Below are 23,107 nucleotides of genomic sequence, written 5' to 3'. Positions count from 1 at the left end.
CGGTCACAGCAGCTTTTGCAGCAGCACCAGATCAAGCCATTTCCCAAACTTATACCCTGCCTCGGGCAGGGTTGCGACCGCTACAAAGCCGCAGGCGGTGTGAAAGCGGATTGCAGCAGGGTTGGCAGCACTGACGCCAGCCAGCAGAGAGTGGATTTGCGCGTCCTTGGCGTGATCTTCGAGCGCCACCATCAGCTTGCGCCCTGTGCCCTTGCCACGGGCTGCGGGGGCAAGGTTAATGGACTGTTCCATGGTATAGGCATATCCCGGACCGCTGCGAAACGGGCCGTAACTGGCAAAGCCGAGCAGATCTTGCCCGTCCACGGCCACCAGAAACGGCCAGTTATTCTGACGGTTGGTGTCCAGCAGGGCGATGATGCCTTCGGGGGTTTTTTCATCTGTGGTGAAGGTGATCAGCGTGTCACGGATGATCGGATTCCAGATTGCACAAATGGCATCGGCGTCTGTCGGGGTGGCGGGGCGAATAATCATGCAATGAGGTTGCGCGCCCTGTGGGGGCTGTCAAGCGGGATACGCCCGGTAAGGCAGTTATTCGGCGGCAATATCGCTGGATATATCAGGGGCGGTTTCAGGATAGACCCGCGCTTCTTTCTGTTCCCAGCCCAGCGCCCATGCCGCAGGGGGAGCCATGCGGGCGCGGCGGCGTTGCAGCAACCAGCGGCTTTGGCCTTGGGCATGGCGGGGGGCCATATGCCAGCGGGTTTCAATGCCTTGTGCGCCGCCATCGCCCGGTGTCAGTAACAAAGGCAGGATTTTGATCTTGCCCAGTTCCGCCCCGCTTTGGGCAGCCAGATGCAAGCGGCGGATCGGCGTCAGGGCAGGGGGTGTGTCGCATTCCGCAATCACCAGCGGCACACATCCTGCACGTAAGGATTCCTCCATACACCATAGGATGTCCTCGGCCCGTTTGGGGCGCACAAAGGTAATGCGGGCAGGATTGATAAACCGCACCACCCCTTGAGGGTTCAGATCATCGGGGTGCCAGTCCGGTTTGATCCACAGGATAGGGGCGTCATTGCGGCTGGCGATCATCAACGCGAGACTGCGTCGTGACGGCCCGCAGAGTTCATGGGCGCGGTCATAGGGCAGGGTGATGCCCTGCGCGATCTGGTGGGTGCTGGCGGGTTTCAGTGGTTTGCGAGTCAGGGCGTTCATAGTCCCCACATTACTATGTTCGCTATTTGTTCTCAACTCCTTTCCGCGTTGACAAGCCGGAAAATCCGCCCATGTTTCTTGCCAAACAGAACAAACCGACAGGACAGCCGCAGATGCGCTATCGCCAACTTAGCACGACAGATATTAAACTCAGCGAACTTGCCCTCGGATCGATGACATGGGGCACCCAGAACACCGAAGCCGAAGGCCACGCCCAGATCGAACGTGCATTGGAGCGGGGGGTGAACATCATCGACACCGCCGAAATGTATCCCACCAATCCGCTGTCCAAAGAAACCCAAGGCGATACAGAGCGGGTGATTGGCAGCTGGATCGCGGCCAACAAGGCGCGGCGCGGGGATTTTGTGCTGGCCACCAAAGTGTCGGGCAGTGGTTATAAAAATGTGCGGGACGGCGCGCCGATCAGCCGTGAAACGATCCACACAGCGCTGGAAAACTCGCTGCGCAGTTTACAGACAGATTACGTGGATATTTACCAGCTGCACTGGCCAAATCGCGGGTCTTATATGTTCCGCCAGAACTGGACTTATGACCCGAGCGGACAGGACCGCGCCGAAACCCTGCGCCATATGCAGGAGGTTCTGGAGACTATCGGCGAACTGGTGGAACAGGGCAAAATCCGCCACTTCGGTCTGTCTAACGAAAGCGCTTGGGGCTGCGCGCGCTGGGTGCGCATGGCCGAGGACATGGGCCTGCCGCGGGTGGTGTCTGTGCAGAACGAATATTCCCTGATGTGCCGTCTGTTTGATACGGATATGGCCGAAATGGCCCATCAGGAACAGGTGGACCTGCTGTCATTTTCACCCCTTGCGGCTGGGTTGTTGACTGGCAAGTATCAGGGCGATGTGGTGCCCGAAAAGTCCCGCCGCAGCTACGTGGAGGATCTGGGCGGGCGGATGACGCCGCGCACATTGCCCACGGTGGCGGAATATCTGGCGGTGGCGCAGAAGCACGGGCTCGACCCTGTGCAGATGTCGCTGGCATGGTGCCGGACACGGCCCTTTATGGGCTCGGCCATCTTTGGGGCGACCAGCATGGAGCAGCTTGATATTGCCCTTGGCTCGGCGGATGTGGAGCTGTCAGACGAGGTTCTGCAAGACCTTGATGCGGTGCATAAGGCCCATCCGATGCCGTATTGAACGAAAGCGCAGGCGGCTGGGGCAGGATCGCTCAGGCCGCTTGTTTTGCCCGCCAGACGATAAACAGGCCGGAACAGACGATCAGGCCGGAGCCGAGCAGGATTGTTGGGCTAAGGCTCTCGCCGAACAGGATCACGCCAAGCGCGACACCGAACAGCAGACGGGTATAGCGAAACGGGGTCACGGCGGAAATCTCGCCGGTGCGCATGGCTTTCATCAGGAAGCTGTAAGCAAAGACGCCGGCGATAATCGCAGCGCTCAGTACCAGCCAACCCGACAGGTCCAGCCACACAAAGGGCGTTCCGTCCCAAAGTGCAAACAGGCTTCCGGCCACCACCACCGACAAGAACCCGTAAAGGCCGAGCAGGGCCGTGCTGATGGTGGCAGGGGCTGCGCGGCTCGCCAGATCGCGGCCCGCAAAGCCGAGCATTCCGATCACCGCCAGCAGGGAGAGGGCCGAGAAACTGTCACTGCCCGGACGGATGATGATGATAACGCCGATCAGCCCGATCACGATAGCCGCCCAGCGCTTCCAGCCGACGGTTTCCCCGAACACCAGCGTAGCGCAGGCCACCACCACCAGCGGTGTGGCTTGCAGGATCACGGTCGCGGCGGACAAAGGCGTGAGCGTGATGGCGAGGAAATAGAACAACCGTCCGGTGATCTCAAACCCGACGCGGATGCGCATGGGGCGCGAGATCACGTCAGGGGTGAACAGCGGCTCGCGGCGGATCAGTGTCAGCGTGGCAAAGACCAGCGCGCCGCCCAGCCCGAAGAGGATCATCACCTGACCAAGCGGCATTAACGCTCCGGCGGCTTTGATCAGGGCGTCCTCCACCGCGAACACGGCCATCGCGGCAGTCATGAACAAAGCCCCGATCAGATTGGCAGACATTGGGGCAGGGCGTGAAGTCATTGGATTTCCTGAAATAACCGGCTAGACCGCTTAAGGGTGCTGCGCTGGCGACAGTGGTGTCCTGTCGGGGCCAGCTTGTCAATCAGGTGCAGCGTGGATCAGCGTTTGCGCAGATGGCTTGGCGCGGTGCCAAAGGCGTCTTTGAACGCGCGCGAAAACGCGGGGAGAGAGTTAAACCCGCAGCGCACGGCGATATTTTGCAGCGGGTCGGGTGTGTCGACCACCAGACGGCGGGCCTCGGCCAGACGCAGGGCGCGGAATGTCTGCCCCGGACCGCTGCCGGTTTCCGCCACAAACAGCATTTCAAGGCGGCGCACGGACAGACCACACAGCCGCGCGATTTCGCTGACGGGGATGGGTTCCTCAAGGTGTTCCTCCATCAACTGCAAGGCGCGGGCCACTGGCGGAGAGCGGCGTTTCAGCCGCGACACAGAGACCAGCGACTGGGGGTCTGATCCTGCGTGGACCGGATCGTAAAGAAACGTGCGCATCACACTTTCCGCCAGCGTGCGCCCGTGGTGACGCTGGATCAGATGCAGCATCATATCAATACACGGACTGGCGCCGCCGGTGGTGATGAACTTGCCAGATTGCACAAACCGGTCACGCACCACGGTAATTTCAGGAAAGGCGAGCTCCAGTTTTTCCAAGTCCTCCCAATGGGTTGTGGCGCGGTGTCCGCGCAGCACGCCGCAACGGGCAAGGATTTCACCGCCCCCGTCAATGCCACAGGTCAGCGGCGCATGGTGGATCGCGGGCATCAACTGGCGCAGGGTTTCCGGACGGCTTTGGCTTTCAATATCAAACCCTGCAATCAGGGCCAGCATGTCGGGTGGCGGCAACTGGGCTGCGGGGTTTGCGGGAACCGTCAGTCCGGTGGTCAGTTCCACCGCCACATCCGTAGCAGTGGCAATATCCCACGTATAAACCTGCGTTCCGGCAGCGCGGTTGGCCGCACGTAATGGGTCCAGAACGGCTGCAAGGCAGAGCATATTGCTTTGGGGCATCACCAGCGCGCGAACGTGAAAGATGGGTGTTGCCGACTTTGGAATTTTTGCGGTTTTCATCAAGTATGTTTCGTAAAACGTAAAGCGCTTGGGTGCAAGGGGTGGGAGACTGCACAAAATACCCGAATTGGAGAGCGCCATGCCTTTGGAAATGAACACCGATGTCTTTATCACCTGTGCTGTTACAGGCGGTGGCGGCACACAGGACCGCAGCCCCCATGTGCCCCGCTCCCCCGAGCAGATCGCCGACAGTGCGATTGCCGCCGCCAAAGCAGGCGCCGCTGTTGTGCATTGCCATGTGCGCGACCCTGAAACAGGCGCGCCGCGCCGTGACGGGCATCTTTACCGCGAGGTGACAGAACGCATCCGCGCAGCAGACGTGGATGTGGTGCTGAACCTGACCGCTGGCATGGGCGGGGATATGGTTTTTGGCGATGTAGAAAATCCGATGGATATCCAGAAGGCAGGCACCGATATGGTTGGCGCGACAGAGCGTGTGGCCCACGTGTTGGATTGCCGCCCTGAAATTTGCACGCTCGACTGTGGTACGATGAACTTTGCCGAAGCCGATTACGTGATGACCAACACACCCGGTATGCTACGCGCTATGGGGCAGATGATGACTGACAGTGGCGTTAAGCCGGAGATAGAGGCCTTTGATACAGGTCATCTCTGGCTTGCCAAGCAGCTGGTTAAAGAGGGTATTCTGGACAGTCCTGCGCTGGTGCAATTGTGCATGGGGGTGCCTTGGGGCGCGCCGGATGATCTGAACACCTTTATGGCGATGGTTAACAATGTGCCGGATGACTGGAACTGGTCTGCCTTTGCGCTGGGCCGTCACCAGCAGCCTTTCGTCGCAGCCGCAGTGCTGGCGGGCGGCAACGTGCGGGTCGGTCTGGAAGACAACCTGATGCTGGGGCGCGGCAATCTTGCGACCAATGAAATGCTGGTGGAAAACGCGGTCGGCATCATCGAACGTATGGGCGCCAAAGTTATGGGACCAGAGGCCGTGCGCGAGAAGCTGGGCCTGACCAAACGGGATCCGGCGTGATCATGTGGATGCGGCGGCTCGTTCTTGGTGCAGCGCTCCTCGGGGTGCTGGCATCTTGTGATCGGGGGGCTGCACCGCAAGGCGGGGCGATCCGTGATGACAGCGTGATGATGTCTGCGACCTCTCGGTATGACACGGCGCGGTTTGCGGGCGACTGGATCACGCGGGCCGATTTCGACGGGGACTGGCGCATCGCCGGATTCCGCTTTGATGCGGGCCGCTGGGTGGAACAGGATGCAGCCGGTGGTGCCACGCGCGAGGCTGATGTGACACCGGATCAACCGGCTGTTTTCACGCTGGATTATCGCGGGTTAACGGGCGCGACGCGGCAAATGGTGGTGCTGTGGGTGGACGAAGGGTTCCGCACGGCAGCCCTGTCAACACGGGACGGCAGCGCGGCGTTTATCGTGGATCGCAAGGCAACAGGCGGGGCGGACCGCATCGCAGCGGCCGTGTCCGCACTGGAGCATAACGGCTTTGACGTAGCACGGTTGCGGGTGGAATGAGCAAAAGAACGGCGTATATTGCGGGGAAAGAAAACCCTGTTGAAATTCAAGGATTACCTATGAAAACGCCGCTTCTTATTGCCATTGCCGGACTGACCGCTGCCTGTAACGGCCCCGTTTCAGATCAGAGCAATCACCAGTCGCTCGACTTTGAATATTGCCGCGAGATCGCACAGGAAACTGCGCGGGCCGGTGATCTGAACTACAATCTTTGCCCGGGCTATATGCCAAACGGCGAAAAGGTCGAACTGCCTTAAGCGCGCTTTATACCTAAGCGTTGCCGGGGAAGTTTGTCATTGAAAACATCGCTTTGCGGGACAAGCCCGCGAGGCTTGCGACCCTGAATAAAGTAACGATGTAGGTAAAACATGACGAAAGTAGCGGCGATCATTGGTGGTGGCGTAATTGGCGGGGCTTGGGCTGCGCGTTTTTTGCTGAACGGGTGGGACGTGCGGGTATTTGACCCCGATCCCGAAGCCGAGCGCAAAATTGGCGAGGTGCTGGGCAACGCCCGCCGCGCATTGCCGAGCCTGTCGGATCACACGATGCCGGCGGAAGGCGCGATCAGCTTTCACGACACGATTGCAGAAGCGGTGGCCGGTGCCAGCTACATTCAGGAAAGCGTGCCAGAGCGGATGGACATCAAGCACCAGACCTTCACCGCCATTAACGCCGCTTGTGATAAAGACGCGATCATCGGGTCTTCCACGTCGAGCTTCACGCCCACCGAACTGTCCAGCGAGCAGCAGGACAAGAGCCGGATCATGGTGTGCCATCCGTTTAATCCTGTCTATTTGCTGCCACTGGTCGAAGTGGTCGGTGGATCAACCGCAGCGCCTGAAGCGGTTGAAGCCTGTATGGAAATTCTGACCTCCATCGGGATGAAGCCGCTTAAGATCGAGAAAGAAATTCTTGGCCATATCGCGGACCGCCTGCTGGAATCCGTTTGGCGCGAGGGGCTTTGGTTGGTCAATGACGGGGTGTGTACCACCGAGGTGCTCGACGATGCGATCCGCTACGGCTTTGGCCTGCGCTGGGCGCAGATGGGCCTGTTTGAGACCTACCGGATTGCGGGCGGCGAGGCAGGTATGTTGCATTTCATCGGTCAGTTCGGGCCAACGATGGACTGGCCGCTGACCCATCTGATGGACACGCCGGAGCTGGATGATACGCTGGTCAAGAAGATTGCCGATCAGTCGGATGCGCAATCGGGGATGTATTCCATTCGCGAGCTGGAGCGTATCCGCGACACCAACCTTGTGTCGATGATGCGCGCGCTCAAGGCGCAAAACTGGGGCGCGGGATCGGTTCTGGCGAATTACGATGCAGAAACGAAAGCAGCTCTGGGGGAGCCTGACCTGTCCGGGCTGGTGCGCACTGTGTCGCGGACGGTGCCGCTCGACTGGTTGGATTACAACGGCCACATGAACGAAGCGCGGTATTTGCAGGCCTTTGGCGATGCCACCGACCGGATGATGGAAATCGTGGGCTGTGATGCGGAATATATCGCATCTGGTGGAAGTTATTTCACCGCTGAAACCCACATCCGCCACATCGATGAGGTCAGTGCCGGTGCCGAGATCACCGTGGATACGCAAGTGGTGTTGGGTGCGGGCAAAAAGATGCACCTGTTCCACTTTATGCGGGCAAGCGACGGGCGTTTGCTGGCGACGGGGGAACATATGCTGATCCATGTGTCCCTTGAAACCCGCAAGGCCGCACCACCTGCACCACATATTGAGGAAAAGCTGGTGGCGATTGCCAAGGCCCACGAAGCCCTGTCGGTTCCCGAAGGTATGGGGCGGTTTGTCGGGCAGGGCCGCTGAAGGCGTTCAGGACCAGTTGTAAGGACAGAGCAGGGGGATTTCGCATCCCCCTGACCCCCGGCGGGATTTTTTTAGAAAATGGAAACAGGAGCATTCGTGCCTAAAGAGACGATCTACAGAGTTGAGGAAGAGGCCAATCTGCGGATACCTCTGTCGAACGGAATGACCCTTTCGGCGCGGGTCTGGCGGCCTGTGGGCTGCGGGCCGGTGCCGGTTATTCTGGAGTATCTGCCCTATCGCAAACGGGACGGCACGGCGGCGCGGGATGCGCTGACCCATCCTTACATGGCCGCGAGGGGCTATGTTTGTGTGCGTGTCGACACGCGGGGCTGCGGTGAGAGTGACGGGCTGTTTGATGATGAATATTCCGAGCAAGAGCTTTCGGACGGGGTAGAGGTTGTGAACTGGCTGGCGGCGCAGGACTGGTGTTCCGGTGCGGTCGGCATGATGGGGATTTCATGGGGTGGTTTCAACGGGTTGCAGATTGCAGCACGGGCGCCGGAGCCGTTGAAGGCTGTGGTGACGCTGTGTTCCACCACTGATCGTTTTGCGGATGATATTCATTACAAGGGCGGGGTGATGCTGGGGGAAAATCCCGGCTGGGCCGCTACGGTGCTGTCGTGGTTTTCAACGCCGCCTGATCCCGAACTTGTGGGCGAGGACTGGCGCGACATCTGGTTGAACCGTCTGGAGCACACGCCATTTGTGGCAGAGCGCTGGGTGGCAGAGCAGGTGCGCTCGGACTATTGGGCGCACGGATCGGTCTGCGAGGATTACAGCGCGATCAAGGCGGCGGTTCTGACTGTGGGCGGCTGGCATGACGGTTATCGCAACACCATGGGACATCTGGTGGACAATCTGACAGCGCCGGTGAAAGGCATCGCTGGCCCTTGGAACCATAAATACCCCCATTTCGCGGTGCCCGGTCCGCAGATCGACTTTCTTGGCGAGATGCTGCGCTGGTGGGATCATTGGCTAAAAGGGATTGACCGTGGCGTTGAGGCGGATCCTGCCTACCGCTGCTATGTGATGGACAGTGTCGCACCGCAAACGTCGTTTACCCATCGCGCGGGCCGTTGGGTCGGGCTGGAGCAGTCGCGCGGCGCGGGGATGAAGCGGTTTTATCTGAACGGAACCGGACTTGACGCCGAAGAAGGGCCTGTGTCCCGCGATGTGGGAACCGATCTGGCATGCGGTCGCGGAACGGGAGAGTATTTCCCCTTCGGGTTCGGGCCGGGTGAATTGCCCGATGATCAGACTGCGGATGACGCTTTATCCATGTGTTTTGACAGTGATCCGCTGGATCATAGAATGGATATTGTCGGGCGCGCAAAGGTTAAACTCGCGCTGTCGAGTGATTGTCCCCGTGCACAGATTGCAGTGCGATTGAATGATTTGCGGCCAGATGGCAGCTCTGCCCTGATCGCCCACGGTTTTTTGAACCTGCGCCAGCGGGACGGAGCGGCTGTGATGGTGGATATGCCGCGCGATAAAGCGGTTGAGGTGGAGGTTCTGCTGGATCAGGCAGCCTATCACCTGCCCGAAGGCCATCGTTTGCGGATTGCGCTGTCGCCGTCTTATTTCCCGTTCATCTGGCCCGAAGCCGAGCCTGTTACGCTGAGTGTATCGGGTGGCTGTCTCGAACTGCCCCATCTGGATGGCGAGGGTGTAACGGTTGCTTTTGACGGCCCAAAGTCAGCCGTGCCGTTGCCGCTGGAGCAGATGACGCCCCGTGCGGAACATAAGGATATACGGATTGAGGGTCAGCGCATCGTGCATGAAATCCTCGGGGAAAACGGGGTTGTGCGGAACCCAGAGACCGGGCTCGAGACCCGCGAGAAGGTCCATGAGGTTTTCTCCTTCGCGCGGTTTGATCCAGCCACGGCCTCTGCCCGGTTTGCGTGGGAACGCAGCTACGGACGGGGAGACTGGCGGGTTTCGGTCAATTCGTTTTTGCAGATGGAAACCGTTAACGATGGTTTTCTTTTGACGGCGGAACTGCGGGCCTTTGAGGAGACGCAGGATACCCAAACGGAGGTGTTTCAGAGAGACTGGCGTGTGGTGGTGCCGCGAATGTAAAGGAATTTGATTGGACCATTGCCTGTGTTACAGCGCAAGGTAATCGCATTCTTTATCAATTCGGATCACCAGAAACCGCGCTGACGTGTAAATTGTCGCGAAACGCATTCAAACGGTCGGGTGTAGCCAGCGCATCGGTCTTTATGGTGCAAAAGTGAGCGCTGACAAGGGGTTAAAGTAAAGAAAAGCTTGCGTTCAGGGGGTGATCCACCGCACGCTCTGTGTCATAACTTATAAAAAGAAGAATCTGCTAATCTAGGGAGAAAACATGATGAACAACGAACTTAAGCATCTCGCAGCACGGGTTGCGCGCAAAACAGTGTCCCGTCGGGATTTTCTGGGACGGGCGGGCGCCCTTGGTGTTTCCGCAGTTGCGGCGAACTCTTTGCTGGCCGATGCGGTAAAAGCAGCCGGCCCCAATAAGGGTGGCCATCTGGTGCAAGGTCTGGGCGGTGGTGAAAGCACCAACACGCTCGATCCGGCCCTGACTGCATCGCAAGTGCCTTTCGCAAACCTGCGTCACTTCGGTGAAACACTGGTTGGAGTCTCTGAAAACGGCGAACTGACACCGCGTCTGGCTGAAAACATCGAAGCCAGCGACGATGCCAAAGTCTGGAACTTCAAAATCCGCAAGGACGTGGAATTCCACAACGGCAAAACAATGGACGCCAATGATGTGATGCGCACGATGGAGCGTCACTCTAACGAGGATTCCAAATCCGGTGCTCTGGGGATCATGCAGGGTATTGAGTCCATGAAAGTGGATGGCGACACTTTTGCTGTGACCCTCAAAAGCCCGAATGCGGATTTGCCTTACCTGCTGGCGGATTATCACCTTGTGATCCAGCCGGACGGCGGGTTTGACAATCCGGGTGCCGGCATCGGTACTGGCCCATATACAGTAGACGTAGATGAGCCTGGCGTGCGTCACGTGTTCAAAAAGAACCCGAACTACTGGGGCGGGGATGTCGTGAACTATGACAGCGCCGAAGTTCTGGTGATCAACGATGCAACTGCACGGACTGCCGCACTGCAATCCGGTCAGGTCCATATGATCAACCGCGTAGAGCCCAAAGTTGCCAAGCTGATCGACCGCGCACCCGGCGTGTCCGTCAAGAACGTCGCTGGTCGTGGCCACTATGTATTCATCATGCATTGCGATACAGCGCCGTTTGACAGCAACGAGCTGCGCATGGCGCTGAAATACGCCATCAACCGTGAGGAGATGGTGGACAAGATCCTGCGCGGCTATGGCACAATCGGGAATGATCTTCCGATCAATGCGGCCTATCCGCTGTTTGACGAGACAATTCCGCAGCGCAAACACAGCATCGAGAAAGCCAAGGAGCATTACGCGAAATCCGGTCATGACGGATCGCCGATCATCCTGCGTGTTGCCGATGGGGCCTTCCCGGGTGCGGTTGATGCTGGTGCCTTGTTCCAGGAAAGCGCACGTGCTGCTGGCATTCCGCTGGAAATCAAGCGTGAGCCGAACGATGGTTACTGGTCCGAGGTCTGGAACAAACAGCCGTTCTGTGCATCCTATTGGGGGGGCCGTCCGGTGCAGGATCAGATGTATTCCACAGCTTATCTGTCTACAGCGGACTGGAATGACACACGCTTCAAGAACCCCGAGTTCGATGCCCTGCTGAGCAAAGCCAAGGCGGAGCTGGATGAAGGCAAGCGTAAAGCGATCTACAGCCAGATGGCCAATATCCTGCGGGACAATGGCGGTCTGATCTGTCCGATGTTCAACGACTTTGTTGATGCGGTCAGCGACAAGATTGCGGGTTACGTGCTTGATCCGAACGCAGAGCTGTCCAACGGCTTTGCACCTGTTCGCACCTGGTTTGCGTAAGCAGGTTTGAACAGCTCATGCACCCCATTTTGAAACTTCTGGTTCAGCGCATCGCGCTGAGCCTTCTTCTGTTGCTCGCTGCTTCGGCAATGATCTTCATCGGCACCCAGATATTGCCCGGCGACGTGGCGCAATCCATTCTGGGTCAATCCGCAACGCCTGAATCTCTGGCAAACCTGCGCGCAGAGCTGGGTTTGAACGAACCGGCGCTGACCCGCTACTTTGACTGGCTGTTTGGCGCGCTTCAGGGGGATCTCGGGACCGCTTTGACCAATGGCAGGGATATTGCCGACAGTCTTGGGGTGCGTCTTAAAAACACCATGTTTCTGGCGTTTTGGGCCGCTTTGATTTCTGTGCCTCTGGCGATCTTTTTGGGGTTGCTTGCTGTGCGGTATCAAAACCGCTGGCCTGATAAACTGATTTCAGCGGTGACGCTGACGTCTATTTCCATTCCGGAATTTCTGATCGGCTATGTGCTGATGTACTTTATTTCGGTAAAACTCGGCTGGTTTACCTCCGTTTCTACCATCTATGACGGCATGTCTCTTGGCGAAAAGCTGAGCGCGATTGCCCTGCCGGTGACGGTTCTGACACTTGTGGTGCTGGCCCATATGATGCGGATGACACGGGCGGCGATCCTGAACGTGATGCAATCTGCCTATATTGAAACGGCCGAGCTGAAAGGCCTGTCCATGTTCAACATCATCCGGAAACACGCATTTCCAAATGCTATCGCACCGATTGTGAATGTTGTGATGCTGAACCTTGCCTATCTGGTTGTAGGCGTTGTGGTTGTGGAAGTGGTCTTTGTCTATCCGGGCATGGGGCAGTATCTGGTGGATCACGTGGCCAAACGGGATGTGCCGGTGGTGCAAGCCTGCGGGTTGATCTTTGCGGCGGTTTACATCGGTCTGAATATGGTCGCTGACATCGTTTCCATTTTGGCAAATCCAAGACTGAGGCATCCGAAATGAGAATTCCTATCAGTGCTATGATCGGTCTGTTTTTTACCGGTCTCTATTTCTTCATCGCAATTTTCGCCCCGTGGCTGGCGCCTTATGGCATGACCGAGGCTGTCGGCGACGTGTGGGAACCGGCGAGTTCGACCCACTGGCTTGGAACGGACAGTATTGGCCGTGACCTGCTGACGCGGATGATCTACGGCGGGCGAACCACGATCTGGATAGCAACGGCGGCTACGATTTTGTCGTTCACGACCGGTTCCATACTGGGCTTGCTGGCGGCGACAATCGGGGGCTGGGTAGATCAGGTTCTGTCCCGTCTGGTGGACCTGCTAATGTCGATCCCTTCCTTGATTTTTGCGCTGGTGGTGCTGTCGGTTATGCCAGTGACAGTAACTGTGCTGATCTTTGTGATGGGGCTACTGGACAGCACGCGGGTCTATCGTCTGGCCCGCGCGGTTGCTGTGGACATCAATGTGATGGACTATGTTGAGGCGGCGAAGCTGCGCGGGGAGGGCCGTATCTGGATCATCTTCCGTGAAATCCTGCCCAACGCCCTGTCGCCTCTGGTGGCGGAAATGGGTCTGCGGTTTATCTTTATGGTTCTGTTTGTCTCTACGCTGTCGTTCCTTGGTCTGGGTGTTCAACCGCCTGCGGCTGACTGGGGCGGGATCGTGAAGGAAAACAAGGAAGGTATCGTCTATGGTATTCCTGCGGCACTGGTGCCTGCGGTGGCTATCGCGACGCTGGCGATTTCTGTGAACCTTGTGGCGGACTGGATCCTGAACCGAACCACCAGCCTGAAAGGAGGCCGCGGATGAGCGATGCTATGTTAAAGGTGCGTGACCTGAAAATCGGCGCGACGGTCTATCCGCCGAGCGGCAAACCCCATGATATCGAAATCGTGCATGGTGTGTCTTTTGACCTAGAGAAGGGCAAGGTGCTGGGGCTGATCGGGGAATCCGGTGCGGGTAAATCCACCATCGGCCTGTCGGCGATGGCCTATGGCCGCGGCGGTGTGAAAATCACCGGCGGCGAGGTTTGGGTCAACGGTCAGGATATCCTGAAACACGGTATCCGCGACCTGCGTCGTTTGCGCGGGGCGGATGTGACCTATGTCAGCCAGTCGGCGGCGGCATCTTTCAACCCTGCCAAAAAGATCATGGAGCAGGTGACAGAGGCGGCGATCCTGCAGGGGAAGTTTTCCCGAAAGGAAGCCGAAGCACGCGCTGTGCGCCTGTTTGACAAACTCGGCCTGCCCAATCCTGAAACCATCGGCAACCGCTATCCCCATCAGGTGTCCGGCGGGCAGTTGCAGCGCTGTATGACAGCACTTGCCCTGTGCCCCGAACCGGATCTGGTGGTGTTTGACGAACCGACTACGGCGCTTGATGTGACAACACAGATCGACGTGTTGATGGCGATCAAGGCAGCGATCCGTGATACCGGTGTTGCAGCGCTGTATATTACCCACGATCTGGCTGTGGTTGCGCAGGTGTCTGATGACATCATGGTGCTGCGCATGGGCGAGACTGTGGAATATGGCACTGTGGATCAGATCATTAACAACCCGCAGGAAGAGTACACCCAAGCGCTCGTCTCGGTGCGGTCTATTGATCACGAGGAAAAGCAGCCAACGCCCGATCCGGTGTTGAGCGTTAATCATGTGACAGCCCGTTACCGTGGCACGAACTTTGACGTGCTGCGCAACATCAGTGTGGACCTGCACGAAGGTCAGACGCTGGCTGTTGTGGGGGAAAGTGGGTCTGGTAAATCGACGCTCGCGCGGGTGATTACTGGTCTGTTGCCGCCAAGCGACGGTGATATCAACTTTGCCGGTCGCACGCTGAGCCCTGCACTTGAACAACGCAGTAAGGAAGACCTGCGCGAGTTGCAGATGATCTATCAGATGGCGGATACGGCGATGAACCCGCGCCAGACCGTCGGAACGATCATCGGGCGCCCGCTGGAGTTCTACTTTGGGATGCGCGGCGCGGAAAAGCGTAAACGCATCAAGGAGTTGCTGGAGGAAATCGAGATGGCCGACGGCTTTATCGACCGCTATCCGGCAGAGCTGTCTGGTGGACAAAAGCAACGGGTCTGTATTGCGCGCGCACTGGCGGCCAAGCCCAAGATGATCATCTGCGACGAGGTGACTTCCGCGCTCGACCCGCTGGTGGCGGACGGGATTTTGAAGCTGCTTCTGAACCTGCAAAAGATCGAAAACGTGGCTTATCTGTTCATCACCCACGATCTGGCCACAGTGCGGGCCATCGCCGACAGTATTGCGGTGATGTATCAGGGCAAAGTGGTGCGTTACGGGACGAAGTCCGAAGTGCTGTCGCCGCCGTTTGACGATTACACCGATCTGCTGCTGTCCTCTGTGCCGGAAATGAAGCTCGGCTGGTTGGAAGAGGTAATCGCGCACCGCAAGATGGAAAGCGCTGGCAACTAAGCCTGTTATTTGAAACGATTGGGGCAGGGCGCGAAGGTGGCCTGCCCCTTTTTTGTGAGATCTGCCGAGCGTAAGGATGGATAAGATGAACAACAAACTGCTGCTAATTATTTTGGACGGTGTGCCCTGGCGCAACTGGGGCCGGTTGTTCGGCAATCTGGAAGGCCATGTGGATGCAGGCAATGCGCAGAAATGGAAGATGCGCTCGGTTCTGCCGTCTATTTCGGCGAGCTGTTATGCATCGATCCACACGGGCGTCGTGCCGGCGGAGCACGGCTGTACCGGCAATGGCAATGTGTTCCGGCTGAAGCATCCGGACGTATTTTCGCAAGTGCGTCAGGCGGGTGGCGTGACAGGGGCGGTGGCCCATTCCTTCTGGTCCGAGTTCTTTAACCGCGCGCCGTTCGATAACGTGCGGGACGTGGAATATGATGAACCGGAGAGCGATACGATCAACCACGGACGCTTTCACACAATGACGGGGTATGGCCGCGCCAACCAGATGACGCCTTGCGATCTAGACTTGTTTGGCACGCTGACCAATCTGTGCATGCGGTTCGGTCTGGATTACGGGATGCTGCACACCTGTACGCTGGACAGTATGGGGCACCGATATTTCCACGAGAGCGAGGAAATGGACGGGGCCTGTTTCATCATGGACGAGATGCTGGCACCGTTTATCCCGAAATGGCGGGCTGCAGGCTATGAGGTGATGGTGACGGCGGATCACGGGCAGGACGAGCGCGGCCATCACGGGGGGCGGTCTGCGCTGCAACAAGAATTTGCGTTGTATTATTTCGGGGATGCTAAAGGGCCTGCGGCAGATACGGTGCTAGAGCAGGTGCAACTTGCGCCGACGATCCTGACCAGATTGGGGGCAGAGGTGCCCGAAACGATGAAAGCGAAGCCGTTTTTGTCGTAAGGGCTGTTTGGTTTACAGGTCAGGCGTCGCGTAATTCTTTAAGTGTATGAAATTTCTGTGATAAAGCTATGACCCTGCAAATATGAAGCGTCATACAAGACGCGTCATACAGGAAGCTTCATTTATGAAGCGTCTTAAATGAAGCTTCGTAAATGCAGGGTGATCACCGACTGCCCAGCGTTTCCAAAGGTGCTGGAAGGGCGCGATACCAGTCAAACGCCTCTGGGAAGGCGGCCTCGTATCGGGCGCGGTGCATGGCGAAATCCGTGTCGGCGACAGCTGCGGACACATTCAAATGGGGCAGCGTTAAATCGTCGCCGTATATGTTCTGCAACAGGGTTTCGAATGCACCGAGTTTTTCGTATCTGTGGATGACATCCACGGTTTCTCCACTGCGGCTGTCCGTGCAGAATAGGTTGTCGAGAAACTCCATCGCCCAGCCGCTTTTGCCAGTGATAAAGTTGGTCAGAAAGGTTTCAAAATCCAGATGTCCGACGTAACGGGGATCACCTTTCAGTTCGGGACGCGCGCGGAACTTGTACCAGCTGACAGCTTTGTCGAAAGGCTCTCGCACCACGGTGATCGTGGTAAATCCCTTAGTGCGCAGCGGCTGCTCCATCCGCTTGTATCGGGTGTAATCGATGTGTTTAAGCACCGGATTGCCATTCATCCGCGCCATGCCTTTGACTTGCCCAAGTGCGCGCTCCATCGAGGTTGAAGCCACCTTCCGGTTGGACAGGAACACCAGCTTCCGGTCGTAATCGATCATCATATCTGCGGGTCCGTCACAATTCAGTTAATAGGGCCAGTCCCGCCGTTGCAGCGCGTTCAAAGCGTCGATCACGCGGTCAAAACTGTCCCGCGCCCGTTTAACCGTATGGCGCCCGCGCAGATAGCCGTGAACCAGACCGGTTTCATTAAACCAGACCACGTTAACACCCGCGGCTGTCAGGGCATCGCGGTAATCGCGGCAACCATCTGTGATCGGATCGCATTCTGCCGAGATCAGCACAGTGGGGGGCAGATTAGAAAACTCCGTGTCTTGCAGCGGAACCGCGGTGGGGTCATTGGTGGGTTTCGGCCCGTTATAGCGCACGCCCTCATAGAACAGGATTTCATCCCGTGTGAGCATTGGTGCATTGGCGTGGGTCAGGAAGGAGCCCGCATCAATATCCCCGCCAAGCCCCGGATAGATCAGCACCTGACCGATCAGGCGGGGATTGCTGCGCAGGCGGTGGCTGACGGTCGCGCCCAGATTGCCACCAGCACTGTCACCGGCGAGGATCACAGGTCCCTCCCGAGTTGCCAGAATGTGCTGCGTTGCAGCGAGGCAATCGTCGAACATGGCGGGATGCTTATGCTCAGGCGCCATCCGGTAATCTACTGAAACCACGTCCATTCCGGTCCGCTCGCAAATTTCGGCGCAGACATCGTCATGAGAGTCCAATCCCCCCACAACAAAACCACCGCCGTGGAAATACATCACAGTCGTCTCCGAGCCGCCGCAGGTGTATTGGCGGGTAGGAATGTGATCGATCAGATGATCCGTTGCGCTGACGCCTTCGGGGTAGCCGGTGAAAAAAGCGCGGCACATGGTGTCGTAGATTTCGCGCTGTTGCTCGACAGTGTTGTCCACCGTGTCCGGAGGATAATATTCCGCCGTTTTATTGATGAAATCCCAAGTTTCAGCATCGATGTGTTTTGAATAATCCATGGCTTAACTTAGGACCGGTGGGGTGGGGCTGCAAGACTTACCTAACGAATGGTTAACCTTGAAGCTTCATTTAAGAAGCTTCTTATATGAAGCTTCATATATGCAGTATGTTAATAAGAATATGTATTATAAAACCGCATGTTACCAAGCACGAATTTCGCGTTTCACACGGCACAAGGTCCACTTTATAAGGCATGCGGCCTTGCCCGTTCATAGTTTTACGTCCCCGCGCGCACACACCTCTCGATATTCGACAATCTCGCGTGCCCCTAAAAATCCGGATGACCTTCACGATTGCAAAATGTATGGTCGCGCAAAATCAGAATACGGGTGTGATCATGGCGATTTCCTTGGCCGAAGGGCAGATGTTTAAAGGGTTGTTCGGGGATAACGAGCTTTCGGTGTTGTTCTCGGACAGTGCCGAAGTCCGCGCGATGCTTTTGGTCGAAGGGGCGCTGGCCGCCGCGCAAGGCAAGCTTGGAACGATTCCGCAAGAAAGCGGTGAGATCATCAACCGCATGGCCCGCGAAGTGCTGATTGATCCTGGCCACCTAGCTGCGGGAGTAGCGCGGGACGGTGTTGTGGTTCCAGCCCTTGTGGCGGCCTTTGCAACAGAAATGCAAGCGCCGGAACACAGTGCTTACCTGCACAAAGGCGCGACATCGCAGGATATTATCGACACCGCACTGGTTCTTCGCCTGCGCCGAGTGCTCGACATTCTGGATGCTCGGTTGGCGGTTTTGCTGGACACTTTGGCAAAACAGGCTGAAACCCACAAAACCACCCCGATGGGGGCGCGGACGCGGCATCAGATCGCTACACCGACGGCCCTTGGTGCGCGGATCGCAAGCTGGGGGGCGCCGTTCCTGCGCCATCGTCAAAGACTGGCGGAGCTGCGGCCCCGTGTGCTGGTGGTTTCGTTGGCTGGCGCGTCGGGAAATCTTTCCGCGTTTGAAGGGCGGGGGCTTGAAACAGCGGATGCACTTGCAAAGGAACTGGGGCTTGGGCGTGCCGAACTGCCGTGGCATTCTGCGCGGGACGGGATTTGCGAATTGGCGAACCTTTGTGGATTGATCTGCGGTTCGCTCGGCAAGATCGCGCAGGATTTACTGTTGTCTGCGCAGATCGGGGACGGTCTGCGGGCCGGTGTTGGCGGCGGGTCAAGCACCATGCCCCACAAAGCCAACCCGACAGGGGCCGAGGCGATGCTGGCGCTGGCGCGGCAAGGGCAGGGGCTGGCCGCGCAAGTTGCTGGCGCGGCGTTTCACGCGCAGGAACGGGACGGCGCGGCTTGGTCGCAGGAATGGCTCTCGCTGCCGTCTCTGATCGTCGCCACCGGTGCCGCGCTGTGTCATGGGCTCGATCTGGCTGGGTCTTTGGACGTAGAGCAAGACAAACTTGCTTCTGTTTTTGAAGAAACAAACGGTTTGATGATGGCCGAAGCAGCGAGTTTTGCGCTGGCAGAACATATGCCACTGGCCGATGCGCGCGCGCTGACCAAATCTGCTTGTGCCAAATCTGTCCAATCAGGGGAGCCGTTGCGCACTGTCATGGCGCGGGAAACGGTTCTTGCGATTGATTGGGACCGCGTATTTGACGCGCGATCCGCCCTTGGTGAATCCGAAGCTATCGTGTCGCGGTTCTGTGATCTGGTTGCGCGGCAGAGACCGGAGAAGACTTAAAACTCTGAAAGTTTCTTTAGCTTGTTCAGCAGGTTGACCATTTGTGGCTTGCCGAAATGCTCCTCCAGATCCTCATAGATTTTTTGCGCTTCCGGCGCGATTTCAGCTATTATGTCGTGGCCCGGTTGGGCCAGATGAATGATCTGTTTACGCCGGTCCGTCGGGTGTTGTTCGCGCCGGATCATGCCGCGTTTTTCCAGCAGGGCCAGTATGCGTGTCAGGCTTGGGGTAAGAACCATGCACCGATCCCCCAGTTCCGTGGGTTCCAGCGGCCCGGTTTCGTCAAGAATTCGCAGAACGCGCCATTGTTGTTCGGACAGATCGTGCTTGGTCAGGGAGGGCCGTATTCTGCGCATCACGGCCTCACGGGCGCGAAGCAGCATAATCGGGAGGGACTCATCTGTCTTAACGAAGAATTTGCTCATGTATGGGCGTGCCTGTTTAAACTGTATAACAGGTTCACTATACCCCCTGACCCCGCAATGAAAAGCTATGATTTTCCCACGGGGACAGAGGTAAAGTTTACGCGGGTAAATGTATGCGAAAGGCCTTGCGAATGGCAGCGTCGGTTTGCGGGTCAAGACGCGCGTTTGACGGTTCAGCCAGAATTTCGTTCTTTCGTTTTATGGCTTTTTGGATGAGATCGGGTTTGCCAAGTTCTGCCCACTCCTTCGGCGAACTGCGATCCCCGAGTGCGGGATAGATGTATTCGGTTTGCATCAGAGACAGGGTTTGCGCGGACCCCAGATAGTGCCCCGGCCCCTCAAGGCAAACCGAACGGATCACGTCGAGAGAAACCGTGTCTTCTGTTACCTCTATCCCGCGTACACAGCGCAACGATTGGCCAAGCAAATCGTCCCCGATAATCAGGCTTTCAAGGCAGAACCCGAGGAGGGAGGCATGCATCCCGACAGATTCGTAGACCATATTCAGACCGGCGAGACCTGCCATAACATTGGAATGGGCCTGCTCGTATCCGGCCTGCATATCCGGCATCTTTGCATCCGCAATACCAGCAGCGGCGCCGCCGGGTAAGCCAAGGAAGTGGTGCATCTGGGCGCAGGCAGCGGTCAAAAGCGCTTGCTCGCCAGAGCCACCCGACATGGCCCCCGTACGCAGGTCCGACACAAAGGGCCATGTGCCAAAGATTGTCGGATGGCCGGGGGCCATCGCGTTAACATAGACCATACCGGCAAGGCATTCAGCGACCGCCTGAACAATTGCTCCGGCAATCGGGGCAGGGGCGGTTGCACCGGCCTGACCCGCAGACAGCAACAGCACCGGCATCCCGCCACGCACGCAATGCTCCATCACCTGACAGGACTCGGTCGCGAATTTCATCGGGGGGACGACGAAACAGTTCGAATTGGATATGAACGGGCGGTCGCGGTAAGCAGCTTCGCCACCCGCGATTTCGTAGATCATCTCAAACGCGCCTTTCATGAAGGACGGTTCGGTGAAGGACGTGCCGATGTGTTTGGTTGTCCCCGAACAGCAGGCGTAAATCGTGTTGAGGTCCATTTCGAAGTTATCTGCAATGTCACGGCACACCATCGGGCGTTGCAGGAAATGCACGTTGTCGAGCCGGTCCACGATACGCGCCGCATCATACAAATCCTGAACGGTGCATTCGCGGTAGTCGTTATTTTCTACGTCTACCAAATGCACCGCCGCGCCTGCGGTTCCGTAGTGAACGCGGTTGCCGGACAGGATCATGTCATGTTTGGGGTCACGCCCGTGCAAGGTAACGGAGCGGTTGGCCTTGGCGAGCATGTCTTCCACCAGCGCACGGGGGAAGCGGATGCGCCCGTCCTCTCCGAGAATTGCCCCCGCATCTGTGAGGATTTTAACACCGGAGGGCGGGGCGTCGGCAAAGCCGATCTGCTCCATCGCGTCGAGCGCAGCTTGGTAAATGCGTTTTTCAGCCGCTTGGGACAGGGGTTTGAATGTGCCACCTTCCATACCGGCACGGACCGGACGGATGGCATCAGTAAGGGGGGCCGCACGAAGGGCCTGGCGTGCTGCGCGGCCTCCGGAACGACGGGATTGGATATCTGACATGGGGTAATTGCCTTGAAAACTTCGGAACGGGTTCTAGCGGCGCAATTCCCTTGGTGAGCCCCGTGCTGCGCGGCCGCGATCCGCACCGATGGTGCGTGATATCAATGCTGTCATCCAATCTGGGTCGATCATGGCGGCAACTCTCCCGAACTTATCCAAGCCTGCCCCGTGAAATACGCGCAGGCTTGTCTGTTCGCGTCAAAAACGTCGTTTTCAACGCGGGGAGAGCCGGTTTAAACGTGAAGATTGCGTTGATAAGGGGAGTTTCAGTGCCGAAGAGTCACACCCCGCAGCGTTTTTTTACACTGCGGGATGTGCGAAATTAGCCCGCTAGTTCTGTAATTACATCGTAAGCGGTCATCACATCGTCGCGGGTGCAATCGAACTGCCCGGCGGTGAACCGGATAACGTATTGCCCTTCGTGCAGGGTCTGGGTCAGGTAGATCCGTCCGTCATCATTGATCCGTTGCAGCAGGTCGGCAGATGCTTGGTCAGGGTCGCCGCCCTTTGGAGTGTATTGGAAGGTGAACAGGGCAAGTCTGCTGTCTGTGGTGATGGTGAAATCGGGGTGGGCGCGCAGCTTTGCTTCCAGCTCTTTCGTCCATGCCACATGGTTGCGGATGCGGCTGCGCAGGCCCTCAAGACCGTAAGCGCGGATCAGGAACCAGAGTTTCAGGGCGCGGAAGCGACGGCCCAGAGGCACGGTCCATTCGTTGAAATTTGTAATTTCCTGCGCTTGTGGGGTTTCGAGATACGACGGACGCAGGCCCATAGTGCGGCGCTGAATGTCCGCGTCCCGCAAGAACTGAATCGAACAATCGAAATTCGCGCCCAGCCATTTGTGCGGGTTGAAGACGATGCTGTCACAGTCTTCGGCTCCTGCCCAGAGGGGGCGAAATTCGGGGCAGATCATGGCGGAGCCGGCCCAAGCGGCATCAAGGTGGGTGTAAAGGTCTTCCGCTTTCGCGATGGCAAGGAGCGGAGGCAGATCGTCACAAGCGCCAATGGAGGTGCCGCCGGTGCACAGGACCAGTCCGGCGGGCACGTGGCCGGCAGCACGGTCAGCAGAGATCGCCTCTTGCAGCGCCTTCGGGTCCATTTGATAGTCTGCATTGGTCGGGATTTTGACCAGATTGTCTTGTCCGATACCGGCAACCCAGCAGGCTTTATCAATCGAACTGTGGACTTGTGCGGAGCAGTAGATGCGCAGGCGGCCCTGTGCGGAAAGGCCCTGATCGTTGCCGGTAAACCCGGTTGCGCGTTCCCGCATGGTGAGAATGGCAGAGAGGGTCGCACTGCTGGCGCTGTCCTGAATGACACCTTTGAACGGCGCAGGAAGATCCATTGCCTGACGCAGCCAGTCAATCATGACCTCTTCGATTTCGGTCGCCGCCGGAGAGGTCTGCCAAAGCATACACTGGGAGGCGATCGCGTTGGTCAGTTGCTCTGCGATCATAGAGGCAGGGGCCGCGTTCGATGGGAAGTAAGCGAAGAAACGCGGGTGTTGCCAATGGGTTATCCCGTCCGGCACAATTTGTTCGAAATCCGCGATTATGGTTTCCATATCGGTTGCGTGCTCTGGTGGGTGTGTCGGCAGACGGGCGGCGATCTCTCCGGGTTTGGTCTGCGCGCGCACGGGTTTGTCCCGCAACGTGGCGAAGTGATCTTCGATCCAGCGGGTCGCGCGGTTGGTCCATTTGGCGTAATCGGAATATTTCATCTGGCTATCTCG

Annotated in this window: 21 protein-coding genes; 12 read left to right on the top strand and 9 right to left on the bottom strand. The window is 57.8% G+C overall.

Features of this window, described 5'->3' with window-relative positions; translation table 11 throughout:
• Positions 1 to 3: 3 nt before the first annotated feature.
• Together IEX10_RS12795 and IEX10_RS12790 are read right to left on the bottom strand one after the other, a co-directional pair.
• Positions 4 to 492 (bottom strand): GNAT family N-acetyltransferase, encoded by a 489-nt coding sequence (locus IEX10_RS12795; RefSeq protein ID WP_188675874.1) that lies wholly within the window; start codon positions 490 to 492, stop codon positions 4 to 6.
• Between the two features lie 57 nt (positions 493 to 549).
• Positions 550 to 1,176: an ImuA family protein gene (locus IEX10_RS12790; RefSeq protein ID WP_188675871.1), complete on the bottom strand. Its 627-nt coding sequence runs from the start codon at positions 1,174 to 1,176 to the stop codon at positions 550 to 552.
• Between the two features lie 113 nt (positions 1,177 to 1,289).
• On the opposite strand from IEX10_RS12790, the gene IEX10_RS12785 reads away from it, so the two are divergent.
• Positions 1,290 to 2,336 (top strand): aldo/keto reductase, encoded by a 1,047-nt coding sequence (locus tag IEX10_RS12785; RefSeq protein ID WP_188675868.1) that lies wholly within the window; start codon positions 1,290 to 1,292, stop codon positions 2,334 to 2,336.
• A gap of 31 nt (positions 2,337 to 2,367) precedes the next feature.
• Here the strand turns inward: IEX10_RS12785 and IEX10_RS12780 are convergent, their stop codons facing one another.
• Positions 2,368 to 3,252 carry a DMT family transporter gene (locus IEX10_RS12780; protein ID WP_229678540.1) on the bottom strand — a complete coding sequence of 295 codons (885 nt, stop codon included), beginning with the start codon at positions 3,250 to 3,252 and terminating at the stop codon, positions 2,368 to 2,370.
• Positions 3,253 to 3,350: 98 nt separating this feature from the next.
• Entirely contained in the window at positions 3,351 to 4,319 is a 969-nt protein-coding gene (locus tag IEX10_RS12775; protein ID WP_188675864.1) for a GlxA family transcriptional regulator, read from the bottom strand.
• Positions 4,320 to 4,398: 79 nt separating this feature from the next.
• On the opposite strand from IEX10_RS12775, the gene bcoG reads away from it, so the two are divergent.
• The 10 genes from bcoG (at position 4,399) to IEX10_RS12725 (ending at position 15,918) form a co-directional block, all read left to right on the top strand.
• The gene (bcoG, locus tag IEX10_RS12770) at positions 4,399 to 5,310 is read left to right on the top strand and encodes a 3-dehydrocarnitine:acetyl-CoA trimethylamine transferase BcoG (protein ID WP_188675861.1); all 912 of its coding nucleotides are present in this window, start codon (positions 4,399 to 4,401) and stop codon (positions 5,308 to 5,310) included.
• Positions 5,307 to 5,816: a hypothetical protein gene (locus tag IEX10_RS12765; protein ID WP_188675859.1), complete on the top strand. Its 510-nt coding sequence runs from the start codon at positions 5,307 to 5,309 to the stop codon at positions 5,814 to 5,816. Before bcoG ends, IEX10_RS12765 begins: the two co-directional genes overlap by 4 nt.
• A gap of 59 nt (positions 5,817 to 5,875) precedes the next feature.
• Complete coding sequence (locus IEX10_RS12760; protein WP_188675856.1) at positions 5,876 to 6,073, top strand: hypothetical protein; 198 nt, start codon at positions 5,876 to 5,878, stop codon at positions 6,071 to 6,073.
• A 111-nt stretch (positions 6,074 to 6,184) separates the two neighbouring features.
• The gene (locus IEX10_RS12755) at positions 6,185 to 7,642 is read left to right on the top strand and encodes a carnitine 3-dehydrogenase (RefSeq protein WP_188675853.1); all 1,458 of its coding nucleotides are present in this window, start codon (positions 6,185 to 6,187) and stop codon (positions 7,640 to 7,642) included.
• Positions 7,643 to 7,738: 96 nt separating this feature from the next.
• Positions 7,739 to 9,721, top strand: a complete 1,983-nt coding sequence (locus IEX10_RS12750; RefSeq protein ID WP_229678539.1) for a CocE/NonD family hydrolase — start codon at positions 7,739 to 7,741, stop codon at positions 9,719 to 9,721.
• 271 nt (positions 9,722 to 9,992) lie between these two features.
• Positions 9,993 to 11,579 carry an ABC transporter substrate-binding protein gene (locus tag IEX10_RS12745; RefSeq protein ID WP_188676443.1) on the top strand — a complete coding sequence of 529 codons (1,587 nt, stop codon included), beginning with the start codon at positions 9,993 to 9,995 and terminating at the stop codon, positions 11,577 to 11,579.
• Between the two features lie 17 nt (positions 11,580 to 11,596).
• The gene (locus IEX10_RS12740; RefSeq protein WP_188675848.1) at positions 11,597 to 12,553 is read left to right on the top strand and encodes an ABC transporter permease; all 957 of its coding nucleotides are present in this window, start codon (positions 11,597 to 11,599) and stop codon (positions 12,551 to 12,553) included.
• Positions 12,550 to 13,362 (top strand): ABC transporter permease, encoded by an 813-nt coding sequence (locus tag IEX10_RS12735; protein WP_188675847.1) that lies wholly within the window; start codon positions 12,550 to 12,552, stop codon positions 13,360 to 13,362. Before IEX10_RS12740 ends, IEX10_RS12735 begins: the two co-directional genes overlap by 4 nt.
• Positions 13,359 to 14,996 carry an ABC transporter ATP-binding protein gene (locus tag IEX10_RS12730; protein WP_188675846.1) on the top strand — a complete coding sequence of 546 codons (1,638 nt, stop codon included), beginning with the start codon at positions 13,359 to 13,361 and terminating at the stop codon, positions 14,994 to 14,996. Before IEX10_RS12735 ends, IEX10_RS12730 begins: the two co-directional genes overlap by 4 nt.
• A gap of 85 nt (positions 14,997 to 15,081) precedes the next feature.
• Positions 15,082 to 15,918 carry an alkaline phosphatase family protein gene (locus tag IEX10_RS12725; RefSeq protein ID WP_188675845.1) on the top strand — a complete coding sequence of 279 codons (837 nt, stop codon included), beginning with the start codon at positions 15,082 to 15,084 and terminating at the stop codon, positions 15,916 to 15,918.
• 163 nt (positions 15,919 to 16,081) lie between these two features.
• On the opposite strand, the gene IEX10_RS12720 is transcribed toward IEX10_RS12725, so the two are convergent.
• Complete coding sequence (locus IEX10_RS12720) at positions 16,082 to 16,690, bottom strand: sulfotransferase family 2 domain-containing protein (RefSeq protein ID WP_188675843.1); 609 nt, start codon at positions 16,688 to 16,690, stop codon at positions 16,082 to 16,084.
• Between the two features lie 24 nt (positions 16,691 to 16,714).
• A complete protein-coding gene (locus IEX10_RS12715) occupies positions 16,715 to 17,632 on the bottom strand; it encodes an alpha/beta hydrolase (protein ID WP_188675841.1) in 918 nt (305 codons plus the stop codon).
• A gap of 263 nt (positions 17,633 to 17,895) precedes the next feature.
• Here IEX10_RS12715 and IEX10_RS12710 point away from each other — a divergent pair, with 263 nt between their 5' ends.
• Complete coding sequence (locus IEX10_RS12710; RefSeq protein ID WP_188675838.1) at positions 17,896 to 19,314, top strand: class-II fumarase/aspartase family protein; 1,419 nt, start codon at positions 17,896 to 17,898, stop codon at positions 19,312 to 19,314.
• Here IEX10_RS12710 and hpaR read toward each other — a convergent pair.
• The 3 genes from hpaR to IEX10_RS12695 form a co-directional block, all read right to left on the bottom strand.
• Entirely contained in the window at positions 19,311 to 19,739 is a 429-nt protein-coding gene (hpaR, locus tag IEX10_RS12705) for a homoprotocatechuate degradation operon regulator HpaR (RefSeq protein ID WP_188675835.1), read from the bottom strand. The genes IEX10_RS12710 and hpaR overlap by 4 nt on opposite strands.
• Before the next feature lie 97 nt (positions 19,740 to 19,836).
• Entirely contained in the window at positions 19,837 to 21,375 is a 1,539-nt protein-coding gene (locus tag IEX10_RS12700) for a trimethylamine methyltransferase family protein (RefSeq protein ID WP_188675833.1), read from the bottom strand.
• Positions 21,376 to 21,697: 322 nt separating this feature from the next.
• Positions 21,698 to 23,095, bottom strand: coding sequence for a pyridoxal phosphate-dependent decarboxylase family protein (locus tag IEX10_RS12695; protein ID WP_188675830.1), 1,398 nt, complete (start codon positions 23,093 to 23,095; stop codon positions 21,698 to 21,700).
• Positions 23,096 to 23,107: the final 12 nt, after the last annotated feature.

This window comes from Neptunicoccus cionae (assembly GCF_014643735.1).
Classification (GTDB): domain Bacteria; phylum Pseudomonadota; class Alphaproteobacteria; order Rhodobacterales; family Rhodobacteraceae; genus Amylibacter; species Amylibacter cionae.
This window is presented reverse-complemented; position numbering and strand designations above follow the sequence as displayed.

Coding starts and splice junctions, on each gene's coding strand:
- IEX10_RS12720 (WP_188675843.1), bottom strand. CDS start 16,690: ATGATGATCGATTACGACCGGAAGCTGGTGTTCCTGTCCAACCGGAAG.
- IEX10_RS12755 (WP_188675853.1), top strand. CDS start 6,185: ATGACGAAAGTAGCGGCGATCATTGGTGGTGGCGTAATTGGCGGGGCT.
- IEX10_RS12695 (WP_188675830.1), bottom strand. CDS start 23,095: ATGAAATATTCCGATTACGCCAAATGGACCAACCGCGCGACCCGCTGG.
- hpaR (WP_188675835.1), bottom strand. CDS start 19,739: ATGAGCAAATTCTTCGTTAAGACAGATGAGTCCCTCCCGATTATGCTG.
- IEX10_RS12780 (WP_229678540.1), bottom strand. CDS start 3,252: ATGACTTCACGCCCTGCCCCAATGTCTGCCAATCTGATCGGGGCTTTG.
- IEX10_RS12745 (WP_188676443.1), top strand. CDS start 9,993: ATGAACAACGAACTTAAGCATCTCGCAGCACGGGTTGCGCGCAAAACA.
- bcoG (WP_188675861.1), top strand. CDS start 4,399: ATGCCTTTGGAAATGAACACCGATGTCTTTATCACCTGTGCTGTTACA.
- IEX10_RS12795 (WP_188675874.1), bottom strand. CDS start 492: ATGATTATTCGCCCCGCCACCCCGACAGACGCCGATGCCATTTGTGCA.
- IEX10_RS12785 (WP_188675868.1), top strand. CDS start 1,290: ATGCGCTATCGCCAACTTAGCACGACAGATATTAAACTCAGCGAACTT.
- IEX10_RS12775 (WP_188675864.1), bottom strand. CDS start 4,319: ATGAAAACCGCAAAAATTCCAAAGTCGGCAACACCCATCTTTCACGTT.
- IEX10_RS12700 (WP_188675833.1), bottom strand. CDS start 21,375: ATGTCAGATATCCAATCCCGTCGTTCCGGAGGCCGCGCAGCACGCCAG.
- IEX10_RS12735 (WP_188675847.1), top strand. CDS start 12,550: ATGAGAATTCCTATCAGTGCTATGATCGGTCTGTTTTTTACCGGTCTC.
- IEX10_RS12740 (WP_188675848.1), top strand. CDS start 11,597: ATGCACCCCATTTTGAAACTTCTGGTTCAGCGCATCGCGCTGAGCCTT.
- IEX10_RS12730 (WP_188675846.1), top strand. CDS start 13,359: ATGAGCGATGCTATGTTAAAGGTGCGTGACCTGAAAATCGGCGCGACG.
- IEX10_RS12715 (WP_188675841.1), bottom strand. CDS start 17,632: ATGGATTATTCAAAACACATCGATGCTGAAACTTGGGATTTCATCAAT.
- IEX10_RS12760 (WP_188675856.1), top strand. CDS start 5,876: ATGAAAACGCCGCTTCTTATTGCCATTGCCGGACTGACCGCTGCCTGT.
- IEX10_RS12725 (WP_188675845.1), top strand. CDS start 15,082: ATGAACAACAAACTGCTGCTAATTATTTTGGACGGTGTGCCCTGGCGC.
- IEX10_RS12790 (WP_188675871.1), bottom strand. CDS start 1,176: ATGAACGCCCTGACTCGCAAACCACTGAAACCCGCCAGCACCCACCAG.